Here is a 12776-nt window from a genome sequence, read left to right on the forward strand (position 1 = left end):
CCGGGCGGCGTGATGAAACCGCCCGGCGAGATGAGCGGATCAGATATCCCAGATCAGGTTGACCGCAAAGTTGCGACCCGGCTGGGTCAGGCGATCGAGGTTGGCCGGTTGGGTCACCGAGGCTTCGCCGACGCTGTCGTAGCCGCGCACGTCATCCCACAGCCAGTACTTCTTGTCGGTGAGGTTGTAGACGCCGCCGCTGACGGTCACGTCGTCGGTCACCTTGTAGAACGCGCTCAGGTCCAGAATGCCGAAGCCCGGGGTCTTGAACTGGGTGCTGGTGCCGTCCGGAGTTTTGAAACTGCTGCTGTCGACGCGGTCCTTCTTCTTCACCAGCGTCCAGTTGAGCACGCCGCCGTAGGTGTCCCGGTCGTAGCCCAGGCCGAATACGCCGGTCAGCGGGTTGACGCTGTTGAGCGGCTCGCCGTTGTCGTCGTTGCGCCCGTAGGCATAGGCAACCGAGCCTTGGGTGTAGAGGCCATGCGACGCGCCAAAGGCGTCCAGGTTCAGGCGGCCCTTGATCTCGGCACCCTTGATGGTGGCGTGCTTGATGTTGTTGCTCTTGAAAATGGTTTCGCTATAGCCGGGCGTGATGGCGTTCTCGTTGATGAAGTCGCGGTACTTGTTGTAGAACACCGCCACGTCAAACGAGCCCTGCTCGAAGTTGCCGCGCAAACCCGTCTCGTAGCTTTTGCTCTTTTCCGGTTCGAGGTCCGGATTAGGCGCGACCCGATAGCCGCCGGCGATGTTTTCGAAGCGACCATACAACGCCTTGGCGGTCGGGGTGCGGAAGCCTTCGGCGTATTGGCCGAACCAGGTGTAGTGGTCGTTGAAGCTGTAGGTGGTGCCGAACTTCGGCGACAGGCGATGCCAGGTCTTGGTCTCGTCGCTCACCACGCCGTTGCCGCTCTGGTCGGCGGTGGCCAGGAACTCTTCGGTGATGTGCGGCTTGAGTTCGGTGTAGTCGTAGCGTGCACCCGGCAGGAAAGTCCAGTTGCCCCAACTGATCTGATCCTGGGCGAACAGGCTGTAGCTATTGATGGTCGGGTCCGGGAAGTCACTGGCGGGTTTCAGCGTGTCGGTGGCGCTAGGGGCACCGATGACCCGGCAGGCGCCGGCCGCGGTCAGGCAAGTGCCAGTGCCGGTACGCAGGCCGGTGACTTTGTCCTGTTTGATGGTGGTGCCATAGGTGACAAAGTGATCGGTGTCGGCGATGGCAAAGGACTTGTCAGCCTGGGCATCGAATACCCATTGGCGATCCTTGTAAGTCGTATCGCGGTTACGCAGCACGGTCCGCGAAGGCGGCGCGTAGATTTCCTCGGTACTCTGGTCGGTCTTGGCGATCTGGTAGTTCAGCGTCCACTTGATGTTGTCAGCCAATGCGCTGTCCAGACCGAAGCTGTGTTCCAGGCCAAAGCGTTCGCGGGTGATCGTGTCGTTGCCGGTACGGGACTTATAGAAGCCCATACCGCGTCCGGCATTGAACGGGCCACCCACCGCGCTCAATTGGTTGGTGTCGCGGTCGTCCTTGTAATGCTCGTAGGTCAGGCCCAGGCGCGCGTCGTCAGCGTAATCCCAGCCGAGTTTGGCCAGCACGCTGGTGGTGCGCACGTCCTGGGGGTTGGCTTCAGTGCGGTTCAGGCCAGTGCCGCCGGTTTCGCCAAAGGACTCTGTTTCATGACCGTTGCGTTGACTGAGATGCAACAGGCCGTCGAACTCGCCGGTGCGGCCGGCGACGGTGCCGGAAGTCAACCAGCTGTCGTCGGCGGAGCTGTAGCCGGTTTTCAGACGTGCGCCGACATCCTTGCCCGGTTTGATGATGTCGTCCGGGTCCAGCGTGTAGTAGCTGACCGCACCGCCAATGGCGCTGCTGCCATACAGCACCGACGCCGGGCCCCGGAGGATTTCCACACGCTTGACGATTTCCGGGTCGACATAGTTGCGGTTGGTCTGGGCATACGGGCCATTGAAGAAACCGTCGGGTACCTGCACCCCGTCGACCTGGGTCAGCACTCGGTCGCCATCGATACCGCGAATGTTGTAGCCCGTGATGCCGGCGCGTTGGCCTGCGCCGCCTACCGAAACACCGGGTTCGTAGCGCACCAGTTCCTTGATGGTATTGACGTTGTTGCGGTCCAGATCTTCGCGCGTGTAGACAGAGACCGTGCTCGGTACGCTGTTCACAGCCTGCTCGTTACGGGTGGCGCTGATGGTGACCTGATCCAGATTGAGGGCACTGCTACCGCTGCGCCTTTCCAGAACGATGCTGTTGTTGCCCAGCTTGCGATAGCCCAGGTTGGTCCCCACCAACAGGCGATCCAGGGCTTTTTCCGGCGACAGGGAACCGCGTACTCCCGGCGAGGCCACACCTTGCGCCAATTCCGACGACACGCCGACCTGCCAGCCCGTCACGGCGGTAAAGGCATTGAGTGCCGACACCAGTGACTGCTGGGGAATGGCGAACGAGTAGTCGCCCATCTTGCGGGTCGACGGCTCGGTGGCGGTGGCGGCCATGAGCGGCGCGGTACCGGCCATCAGGATGGCAGCGGTCAGCAGCGACAGCGCGCGGGAGGGTGAAGGGGCTTGGCGGGTAAGGCGAGAGGACATCGATAGCGCTCCGTGTCGCACGAATCTTTATAGGTGCTGATCCGCATGGTGAGATGCGAATCAATTGCATTGGCTATAACGAGACGTACGGGGTTTGGCTATCGAGTAAAAATAATTCTCATTCAGTTCAAGATGACCAGCGCCGGGAATTCCTGGAGCCGTGCCGAAGTGATGTGAGCCAGGGAGCGAACCACGTCCAGCGGCTGATCGAGGCGGTAGTTGCCCGTTACGGTGACATCGGCCAACTGTTCGTTGTTGTTGATGATCCAGCCCGGGTAGTAGCGGCGAAGTTCTGCCAGTACCTGGTTCAACGGGCAGTTTTCGAACACCAGGCGCCCCTGGACCCACGCCAGGTCGGTGGCGGCATCCAGCTTGGCCGGGCGGTCGAAACCGTTGGGGCCGATGCGAATGCTTTCCCCGGCGGACAAGCGCACCCGCGCGTCATCCCGGGTGGCGCGCAAGTCGACATCGCCGCGTTGCACCCGCACCTGCGCCACGCCGTCGAGGTATCGCACGGCAAACGTGGTATCGCGAACGCTGGCCGTGACCGGGCCGGCGTCGATTTCCAGAGGCTGGCTGCGGTTGGCCTGGACTTCGAAAAAAGCTTCGCCCTGATACAGGCGGGCAACACGTTGTTGGTCGTTGATGGTGCTTGAGAACGCCGAATCGGTATTGAGCAGGACCCTGGAACCGTCCTCCAGTTGCAGGCGCTGGCGCTCGCCGACCACGGTCAGGTGATCGGCCTGCAGGCGCATTGGCAAACTGCTGAAACTGAACAGCCCGAGCAGCAGCACGGCGGCGGTGGCCAGTGGTTTCCAGTGCGGACGCAGACGGGCGAGGACAGTGACTTTCGCCGGACGCGCGGCCAGGCTTAACGCGCACTGCGCCACTTGTGGGCCGTCCCAGATCGCCTGGGCCTTGGCGAACGCCTGGGCATTCAACGGATCGGCGTCGAGCCATGCATGGAATTGGTGGGTCTGCTCCTGGTCGGGACTGCCGAGCACGATCAGCCAGTCCAGGGCCTGGTCCATCGCGCTTGCGGGATCCTGCGCCGATGAAGGCTCTGGGGAGCGGTGGTTGTCCGTCACGGTGTTTCCTCGGCAGTGTCTGTGCACGGCTGTTTTTTTAGTGAAGCGTAAAAGTGGGCCAAGGGTAGCAAAGCCCGATGATCAGCGCAGTCGGTCCAGGTAGGCGCAAGGTCCTGGCGCTCAGTTGGTGTTCAAGCGATCGGCAACTCCGATGCAGATCGACATGATCAACTTGAGTTCTTTCTGCACGGTGCTGAGGGACACGTTCAGCTCGTCGGCGATTTCCTGGTAGCTGTGCCCGTGCAGGCGGCTGAGGATGAAAATCCGCTGTTGGCGGGCGCTGAGTTCACTGAGGCTCACGTTCAGGCGCTCCAGCAATTGTTCGGCGTGGGCGGCGTCTTCGGCGCTGCTGGTGGGGGCGGCGATGCTGTGCACCACCTCCTGCGGCACGTCGTCGACCATGGTGCGCGAGTGGATGCGCCGCGCGCGCAAATGGTCCAGCGCCAGGTTGCGCGCCGTCTGGAAGACAAAGGGCTCAAGATGATCGATGGCCCGTTCGCTCAATGCACGGGTCACCCGCAGGTAGGTTTCCTGCAGGAGGTCTTCAGCGGTGCTGTGATTGTTGACCATCCGTTCCAGCGTGCGCAGCAGGGAGGTGCGCTGGGCGAGGAAAACGTGGTTGAAGCGTGACTGACTCACGGGAGAACCTGATCCATTTCGAGTAGATGATAATGCTTATCATCTACTCGAATGGTCAAGTGCTGATTTGTGAAGCTTTACGCGCGACCCTGCAAATAGGTGGCGTAATCGGGAATCCGATGGAGGTGCGCCTGATCCATCAGCGGACTGCTGAGCAGGTAGTCGGCGCTGCATTCGTTGCACGCCACCGGGATGTTCCACACCGCCGCGACCCGCAGCAACGCCTTGATATCCGGGTCGTGGGGCTGGGGTTCGAACGGGTCCCAGAAAAACACCAGCATGTCGACCCGCTGCTCGGCGATTTGCGCACCGAGCTGTTGGTCGCCGCCCAGTGGCCCGCTGATCATGCTTTGCACCGGCAGGTCGAGGCGTTGTTGCAACAACAACCCCGTGGTGCCGGTGGCGACCAGATCATGCTGGGCCAGTCTGTCTTTTTGCCGTTCGGCCCAGTCCAGCAAGAACACCTTGCAGTGGTCATGGGCGACCAGGGCGATACGCTTGCGCGCCGCCATGGTCTTTTGCGTAAAGCTGATGCCGATCATCGATGGTTGCTCCGGGCTTATTCAGCGTTGCACAGCGCCAGGCAGTTATCGAGCATGCGGTTGGAGAAGCCCCACTCGTTGTCATACCACGCCAATACCTTGAGCAGCTTGCCGCTGGCCTTGGTGTGGTTGGCGTCGAAGATCGACGACAGCGGGTTGTGGTTGAAGTCGCTGGAGACCAGCGGCAGGGTGTTGTACCCAAGGATCTTCGAGTGCTGGCTGGCTTCTTTCATCAGCGCATTGACCTCATCGGCCGACGCTTCGCGCTTGAGCTGCACCGTCAGGTCCACCAGCGAAACATTGATCACCGGTACGCGCACCGACATGCCGGTCAATTTGCCCGCCAGTTCCGGCAGCACCAGGCCCACCGCTTCGGCAGCACCGGTCTTGCTCGGGATCATGTTCTGGGTGGCCGAACGGGCGCGGTACGGATCGACGTGATAGACGTCGGTCAGGTGCTGATCGTTGGTGTAGGCGTGGATGGTGGTCATCAGACCGCTTTCGATACCCAATTCGCGATGCAACACCTGGGCCACCGGGGCCAGGCAGTTGGTGGTGCACGATGCGTTGGAAATGATCTGGTGCGATTGGCGCAGAATGTCGTGGTTCACCCCGTAAACCACGGTAGCGTCGGCGCCTTTGGCCGGGGCCGAGATGATCACTTTGCGCGCGCCGGCTGTAATATGCGCGGCGGCTTTGGCCCGGTCGGTGAACAGACCGGTGCATTCGAACACCACATCAATTTTTTCCGCGGCCCAAGGCAGCTCGGCCGGGTTGCGGATGGCGCTGACCGAAATGCGGTCGCCGTTGACCGTCAGGCTCTCCAGATCGTGCTGGACATCGGCATCGAACGTGCCGTGAACGGTGTCGTACTTGAGCAGATGAGCATTGATCGCGCTGTCGCCCAGGTCGTTGATGGCGACGATCTGCAGATCCTGACGGTAGCCCTGGGTATAGAGTGCACGCAGGACATTACGGCCGATGCGGCCAAAACCATTGATTGCGATTCGAAGAGTCATATTGCGGCGCTACCGTCGTTTTGTTGTTGGAATTACAAGATTATTCGTAAAAAAATAGAAAACAAGCCTTTTTGATGGCAATATTTTGTTCGATCTACAACGAGTGACCTGAATCAACTGGTCCGAATGGTCAAACAAACCGTCTGTCATCCCATCGACACCGGCCTTTGATCAACATAGACAATCAGGTCGCCACATCCGTTAGCCTGGAGTTCTACACATGCATCCCCGCGTCCTTGAGGTCACTGAACGGCTTATCGCCCGCAGCCGCGCCACGCGTGAGGCCTACCTTGCATTGATCCGCGGTGCGGCCAGCGACGGTCCGATGCGCGGCAAGCTGCAATGCGCCAACTTCGCCCACGGCGTGGCCGGTTGCGGCAGCGATGACAAGCACAGCCTGCGGATGATGAACTCCGCCAACATCGCGATAGTTTCGTCATATAACGACATGCTCTCGGCGCACCAGCCGTACGAAGTCTTCCCCGAACTGATCAAGAAAGCCCTGCGCGAAATCGGCTCCGTCGGCCAGTTCGCCGGTGGCACCCCGGCCATGTGCGATGGCGTGACCCAGGGCGAGCCGGGCATGGAACTGAGCCTGCCGAGCCGTGAAGTGATCGCGTTGTCCACGGCCGTGGCGCTGTCCCACAACATGTTCGACGGCGCGCTGCTGCTCGGCATCTGCGACAAGATCGTGCCGGGCCTGATGATGGGCGCGCTGCGCTTCGGCCATCTGCCGATGATCTTCGTACCGGGCGGGCCGATGGTCTCGGGCATTTCCAACAAGCAAAAAGCCGACGTGCGCCAGAAGTACGCCGAAGGCAAGGCGACCCGCGAGGAGCTGCTGGAATCGGAAATGAAGTCCTACCACAGCCCTGGCACTTGCACCTTCTACGGCACCGCCAACACCAACCAGTTGTTGATGGAAGTCATGGGCCTGCACCTGCCGGGCGCGTCCTTCGTCAACCCGAATACGCCATTGCGCGATGCCTTGACCCGCGAAGCGGCGCATCAGGTCACGCGTTTGACCAAGCAGAACGGTGACTACATCCCGATTGGTGAAATCGTCGACGAGCGTTCGCTGGTCAACTCGATTGTTGCGCTGCACGCCACCGGCGGCTCGACCAACCACACCTTGCACATGCCGGCCATCGCCATGGCGGCGGGCATTCAGCTGACCTGGCAGGACATGGCCGACCTCTCCGAAGTCGTGCCGACCCTGAGCCACGTCTACCCGAACGGCAAAGCCGACATCAACCACTTCCAGGCGGCGGGCGGCATGTCGTTCCTGATCCGCGAACTGCTGGAAGCCGGATTGCTCCACGAAAACGTCAACACCGTGATGGGCCACGGCCTGAGCCGCTACACCCAGGAACCGTTCCTCGACAATGGACAGTTGGTCTGGCGCGAAGGCGTGACCGACAGCCTCGATGAAAGCATCCTGCGCCCGGTCGCCCGCGCGTTCTCGGCAGAGGGTGGCCTGCGGGTGATGGAAGGCAACCTCGGTCGTGGCGTGATGAAAGTCTCCGCCGTGGCCGTGGAAAACCAGGTCGTCGAAGCGCCAGCCATGGTGTTCCAGGATCAGCAGGACCTGGCCGATGCCTTCAAGGCCGGTTTGCTGGAGAAGGATTTTGTCGCAGTGATGCGCTTCCAGGGCCCGCGCTCCAACGGCATGCCGGAACTGCACAAGATGACGCCGTTCCTCGGTGTGTTGCAGGATCGCGGCTTCAAGGTGGCACTGGTGACTGACGGGCGCATGTCCGGCGCATCAGGGAAAATCCCGGCGGCCATCCACGTCAGCCCCGAAGCTTATGTCGGCGGCGCTTTGGCGCGGGTGCAAGAGGGCGATATCATCCGCGTCGATGGCGTCAAAGGCACCCTGGAGCTTAAGGTGGACGCCGAAGAATTTGCAGCGCGCACGCCGGCCAAAGGTCTGTTGGGCAACAACATCGGCACCGGTCGCGAGCTGTTCGGTTTCATGCGCATGGCCTTCAGCTCGGCGGAGCAGGGCGCCAGCGCCTTCACTTCTGCCCTGGAGACGCTTAATTGAAACTGGCTTTGGTCGGTGACATCGGTGGGACCAACGCACGTTTCGCGTTGTGGAAAAACCAGCAACTGGAATCGGTCCAGGTGCTGGCGACAGCAGACTTCCCCAGCCCCGAAGAGGCGATCAGCCTCTACCTTAGTGGCCTGGGGCTGGCGCCGGGGGCGATCGGTTCGGTGTGCCTGTCGGTGGCCGGTCCCGTGAGTGGCGATGAATTCAAGTTCACCAACAATCACTGGCGCCTGAGCCGCAAGGGCTTTTGCCAGACCTTGCAGGTCGAGCAACTGTTGCTGGTCAACGACTTCTCGGCCATGGCCCTGGGCATGACCCGTTTGCAGCCCGGCGAATTCCGCGTGGTCTGCGAAGGCACGCCGGAGACGTTGCGTCCGGCGGTGGTGATTGGCCCGGGCACCGGCCTGGGTGTCGGCACCTTGCTCGATTTGGGCGAGGGCCGATTCGCCGCGTTGCCGGGGGAGGGCGGTCACGTTGATCTGCCATTGAGCAGTCCGCGTGAAACTCAACTCTGGCAGCACATCTTCAACGAAATTGGCCATGTCAGTGCAGAGACAGCCCTGAGCGGTGGCGGCTTGCCCCGCGTCTATCGGGCGATTTGTGCGGTGGATGGACACACGCCGGTGCTCGACACACCGGAAGCGATTACCGCTGCCGGGCTGGCGGGCGATCCGATTGCCGTGGAAGTGCTTGAGCAGTTCTGCTGCTGGCTCGGTCGCGTGGCCGGCAACAACGTGCTGACCACCGGTGGTCGCGGTGGCGTGTACATCGTTGGCGGGGTGATTCCGCGGTTTGCCGATTTCTTCCTCGAAAGCGGTTTCGCCCGGTGCTTCGCCGACAAGGGTTGCATGAGCGATTACTTCAAGGGGATTCCGGTGTGGCTGGTGACGGCGCCGTATTCGGGCCTCGTCGGCGCAGGTGTAGCGCTGGAGCAATCTATTCCGGTTTGAAAATGCGATCAAAATGTGGGAGCGAGCCTGCTCGCGAATGCGGTGTGTCAGTCAACGAATGTGTTGAATGTAAAACCGCTTTCGCGAGCAGGCTCGCTCCCACAGTTGTTTCTGTGGTGTTTGTATATTTTGCGCATCAGGCATAATCCGCCCAATTCAAACAACAAGGACGCCGCCCGTGAGCTCAGTCAACAAGTCGATTTTGTTGGTCGATGACGATCAAGAGATACGCGAGTTGCTGGACACCTACCTGACCCGCGCCGGTTTCCAGGTGCGTGCCACCGCCGATGGCGCCGGTTTTCGCCAGGCGCTGAACGACGCGCCGGCCGATCTGGTGATCCTTGATGTGATGTTGCCCGACGAAGACGGTTTCAGCCTGTGCCGCTGGATTCGCCAGCATCCACGCCAGGCGCAGGTGCCGATCATCATGCTCACCGCCAGTTCCGACGAAGCCGACCGCGTCATCGGCCTGGAACTGGGCGCCGACGATTACCTCGGCAAGCCCTTCAGCCCACGGGAATTGCAGGCGCGGATCAAGGCATTGCTACGCCGTGCGCAGTTCGGTCAGGAGCGTAATGGCGGTGAGGTGCTGGCCTTTGATGACTGGCGGCTGGACATGGTCAGCCATCGGCTGTTTCACATCGATGGCGAAGAGGTGATTCTCTCGGGCGCCGACTTCGCGCTGCTGAAACTGTTCCTCGATCACCCGCAGGAAATCCTCGACCGCGACACCATCGGCAACGCCACTCGTGGCCGTGAACTGATGCCCCTGGATCGCATCGTCGACATGGCGGTCAGCCGGTTGCGCCAGCGCCTGCGCGACACCGAAAAGCCGCCACGGCTGATCCGCACCGTGCGCGGCAGCGGCTACCAACTGGCAGCCAATGTGGTTGCCAGCAATGGCCACTAAGCTATTACGCAAGCTCGCCGCCAAGGTGCCGATGCCGCGTTCGCTGCTCGGGCGGATGTTGCTGTTGACCTTGCTGGCGGTGTTGTTCGCCCAAGCGTTGTCGAGCGTGATCTGGGTATCGCAACTGCGTGCCACGCAGCTCGAGGGCCTGGTCACCAGCGCCCGCAGCCTGGCCCATTCGATGACGGCCAGTGTCAGTTATTTTCGTTCGTTGCCAGTGGCGTTTCGGCCCTTGGTGCTCGATCAGTTGCGCAGCATGGGCGGCACCCGGTTCGTGGTGACGCTCAATGACAAACCCCTGGGCATGGAAGTGCTGCCCATCACCCCGCGCAAAGAAGCGGTGCTCAAAGCGGTGGACGAAGTGCTACGCCAGTCCCTCGGTCAGGACGCCGACATCTCGGTGACCTTCGTCAGCCCGGAAGACCTGCGCATCTTCAATGGCGGCCTGAAGCTCGATGAGTTGCCACGCTCATGGGCGCACTACGCGCTGACCCTGGAACCGGTGAACCCGCCGGTACTGGTCACGCAGATCCAGATGGCGCCGGGCGAGTGGCTGTACATCGCCTCGCTTTTGCCCGAGCCCTACACCAGTCTTGAAGAGCAGGGCCTGCCGGCGCAGCAGGTGTGGTTCATCGTCCTGACCAGCAGCTTTCTGCTGTTGTTCATCGGCCTGCTGGTGCACTGGCAGAGTCGTCCGCTCAAGCGCCTGGCGCGGGCGGCGCGGGACCTGTCGCTGGGGGCCGACGTGGAACCGGTGGCCGAAGGCGGGGGTAGCGAAGTGGTCGAGGTCGGGCGCGCCTTCAACACCATGCGCGAGCGCATCAGTCGTTACCTGACCGAGCGCAGCCAGTTGTTCAGTGCGATTTCCCATGATTTGCGCACGCCGATTACCCGATTGCGGTTGCGCGTTGAATTGCTGGAAGATGAGAGGTTGCAAGCCAAGTTCGGCCGCGATCTGGACGAGCTCGAATTGCTGGTCAAGGGCGCGCTGCAATGCGTGAAAGACACCGACATCCACGAGAATATCGAGCCGGTGGACCTCAACCATGTGCTCGACTGCCTGGTGGAGCCCTATCTCGCGCCGAACGGCAACGGCCGCGTGACCCAGCAGGGGCGGGCGCTGGCGGCCTATCCGGGGAAACCGCTGGCGCTCAAGCGCTGCATCGGCAACCTGATCGACAATGCGTTGAAGTATGGGCAGAACGCGCACCTGCACATCGATGACGACGAAAGCGCGTTCATCCTGCACGTCGATGATGAAGGGCCGGGCGTACCGGAGCAGCGGCTGGAGCAGGTGTTCGAACCGCACTTTCGCCTGGCCGGGCAGCAGCAGGGTTATGGGTTGGGGCTGGGGATTGCCCGCAACATTGCCCATAGCCATGGCGGTGAAGTGAGTTTGCAGAATCTGCGTGAAGGCGGGTTGCGGGTGACCCTGCAGTTGCCGCGTTCGGTTGATTGAAGGTCAAAAGATCGTCCGAACGCGGCCCGAGCCTTCGGCAGCTCCTACAGAGATCGGCGTAGGAGCTGCCGCAGGCTGCGATCTTTTGATCTTTCTTTGTCACTGAGTGGTGACAAACCCCACCCCCTTCGTTACAAGCCCGCCTTCGTCCGTTGTTTATGCTGCCCCACAGTCATAACAACAAAAAAGGTACGCCATGGACACCTTCCAACCGGCCTTCAGCAGTTGGCTGAACGCACCTGCCCATCAGCAATGGCTCGCCACCGAAGGCTTGCGCCTGCTGGCCTTCGCCAAGGCTTCGAAACTGCCTGAAGGCTTCGGCAACCTCGATGAAAAAGGCCGTCTCGCGGCTGAAGCGCAAGCCCAGACCATGAACACCGCACGCATGACCCACAGCTTCGCCATGGCCCATATTCAGGGCTTGCCGGGTTTTGCCGAGCTGGTGGATCACGGCGTTGCCGCCCTGCGCGGGCCGTTGCGCGACGCGCTGCATGGCGGCTGGTTCGCGGCCGCCGAACATCGCGATGGCAACACCGGCAAGAATGCCTACCTGCATGCTTTCGTGGCGCTGGCGGCAAGTTCTGCGGTGGTCGCGCAGCGCCCCGGTGCGCGAGCCTTGCTCGATGATGCGATCGATATCATCGACACTTGTTTCTGGAGCGAAGAAGAAGGCGCCATGCGCGAATCCTTCAATCGCGACTGGAGCGAGGAGGAGGCGTACCGAGGCGCCAACAGCAACATGCACGCCACTGAAGCCTTCCTCGCCCTGGCCGATGTCACTGAAGACAACCGCTGGCTGAGCCGCGCCCAACGGATTGTCGAGCGAGTGATCCATGGTCACGCCGCTGCCAACGATTACCTGGTGATCGAGCATTTCGACCGCGACTGGCAGCCGCTGCGGGAATACAACCACGACAACCCCGCCGACGGCTTCCGCCCGTACGGCACCACCCCGGGCCACGGTTTCGAGTGGGCGCGATTGTTGCTGCACCTCGAAGCTTCGCGGGTGAGAGCAGGGATGCTCACACCCGGCTGGCTGGTCACCGACGCGCAAAAACTCTTCGAGCACAATTGCCGTCACGGCTGGAGCATCGACGGCGCGCCGGGGATTGTCTACACCCTGGACTGGGACAACAAAGCGGTGGTCCGCCATCGCCTGCACTGGACCCATTGCGAAGCCAGTGCCGCCGCGAGTGCGCTACTCAAACGTACTGGCGATGAGCAGTACGAGCACTGGTACCGACTATTCTGGGAATTTTGTGACAGTCATTTCATCGACCGCTGCGATGGCAGCTGGCATCACGAACTCGACCCGCTGAACCGCCCGAGTGCCGATATCTGGCCCGGCAAACCTGACCTTTACCACGCCTGGCAAGCCGTATTGATTCCGCGCCTGGCGCTGGCGCCGAGCATGGCCACGGCGCTGGCGCAGTTGTCCCAGAGCGGTTCTATGTAACCATGCGGTGACATTTGCGCATCCCTTCGTTACCTGCGAGGGGATATCCCCTG

The 12776-nt window shown here is 61.6% G+C and carries 10 protein-coding genes; 5 read left to right on the top strand and 5 right to left on the bottom strand.

The genetic code is table 11. From position 1 onward, the window contains the following. Nucleotides 1-39: 39 nt before the first annotated feature. The 5 genes from AC1DWG_RS10130 to gap all read right to left on the bottom strand — a co-directional run bounded on the left by AC1DWG_RS10130 (nucleotide 40) and on the right by gap (nucleotide 5895). Nucleotides 40-2607, bottom strand: a complete 2568-nt coding sequence (locus AC1DWG_RS10130) for a TonB-dependent receptor (protein WP_477787720.1) — start codon at nucleotides 2605-2607, stop codon at nucleotides 40-42. Nucleotides 2608-2729: 122 nt separating this feature from the next. Beyond that, entirely contained in the window at nucleotides 2730-3695 is a 966-nt protein-coding gene (locus tag AC1DWG_RS10135; protein WP_477787721.1) for a FecR family protein, read from the bottom strand. Between the two features lie 120 nt (nucleotides 3696-3815). Further along, complete coding sequence (locus tag AC1DWG_RS10140) at nucleotides 3816-4334, bottom strand: RNA polymerase sigma factor (RefSeq protein WP_477787722.1); 519 nt, start codon at nucleotides 4332-4334, stop codon at nucleotides 3816-3818. Nucleotides 4335-4411: 77 nt separating this feature from the next. After that, entirely contained in the window at nucleotides 4412-4876 is a 465-nt protein-coding gene (locus AC1DWG_RS10145) for a methylglyoxal synthase (protein ID WP_057713543.1), read from the bottom strand. A 17-nt stretch (nucleotides 4877-4893) separates the two neighbouring features. After that, on the bottom strand, nucleotides 4894-5895 hold the full coding sequence (gene gap / locus AC1DWG_RS10150; RefSeq protein ID WP_477787723.1) for a type I glyceraldehyde-3-phosphate dehydrogenase: 1002 nt from the start codon (nucleotides 5893-5895) through the stop codon (nucleotides 4894-4896). Between the two features lie 220 nt (nucleotides 5896-6115). Here gap and edd point away from each other — a divergent pair, with 220 nt between their 5' ends. The 5 genes from edd to AC1DWG_RS10175 all read left to right on the top strand — a co-directional run bounded on the left by edd (nucleotide 6116) and on the right by AC1DWG_RS10175 (nucleotide 12723). Further along, nucleotides 6116-7942, top strand: coding sequence for a phosphogluconate dehydratase (gene edd / locus AC1DWG_RS10155; RefSeq protein ID WP_223445794.1), 1827 nt, complete (start codon nucleotides 6116-6118; stop codon nucleotides 7940-7942). Next, nucleotides 7939-8898, top strand: a complete 960-nt coding sequence (locus tag AC1DWG_RS10160) for a glucokinase (protein ID WP_477787724.1) — start codon at nucleotides 7939-7941, stop codon at nucleotides 8896-8898. The genes edd and AC1DWG_RS10160 overlap by 4 nt, the downstream gene beginning before the upstream one ends. Before the next feature lie 178 nt (nucleotides 8899-9076). Beyond that, nucleotides 9077-9808 (top strand): response regulator, encoded by a 732-nt coding sequence (locus AC1DWG_RS10165; RefSeq protein ID WP_223459445.1) that lies wholly within the window; start codon nucleotides 9077-9079, stop codon nucleotides 9806-9808. Between the two features lie 31 nt (nucleotides 9809-9839). After that, nucleotides 9840-11267, top strand: a complete 1428-nt coding sequence (locus AC1DWG_RS10170) for an ATP-binding protein (RefSeq protein WP_477787803.1) — start codon at nucleotides 9840-9842, stop codon at nucleotides 11265-11267. A gap of 196 nt (nucleotides 11268-11463) precedes the next feature. Then, nucleotides 11464-12723: a D-mannose isomerase gene (locus tag AC1DWG_RS10175; protein ID WP_477787725.1), complete on the top strand. Its 1260-nt coding sequence runs from the start codon at nucleotides 11464-11466 to the stop codon at nucleotides 12721-12723. Nucleotides 12724-12776 lie beyond the last annotated feature (53 nt).

It is taken from the genome of Pseudomonas sp. P4_B3, from assembly GCF_056402295.1.

What these genes read in the sequence shown, in the direction of transcription:
- AC1DWG_RS10130 (WP_477787720.1), bottom strand. Translation starts at nt 2,607, where the DNA reads ATGTCCTCTCGCCTTACCCGCCAAGCCCCTTCACCCTCCCGCGCGCTG.
- AC1DWG_RS10145 (WP_057713543.1), bottom strand. Translation starts at nt 4,876, where the DNA reads ATGATCGGCATCAGCTTTACGCAAAAGACCATGGCGGCGCGCAAGCGT.
- gap (WP_477787723.1), bottom strand. Translation starts at nt 5,895, where the DNA reads ATGACTCTTCGAATCGCAATCAATGGTTTTGGCCGCATCGGCCGTAAT.
- edd (WP_223445794.1), top strand. Translation starts at nt 6,116, where the DNA reads ATGCATCCCCGCGTCCTTGAGGTCACTGAACGGCTTATCGCCCGCAGC.
- AC1DWG_RS10170 (WP_477787803.1), top strand. Translation starts at nt 9,840, where the DNA reads ATGCCGCGTTCGCTGCTCGGGCGGATGTTGCTGTTGACCTTGCTGGCG.
- AC1DWG_RS10175 (WP_477787725.1), top strand. Translation starts at nt 11,464, where the DNA reads ATGGACACCTTCCAACCGGCCTTCAGCAGTTGGCTGAACGCACCTGCC.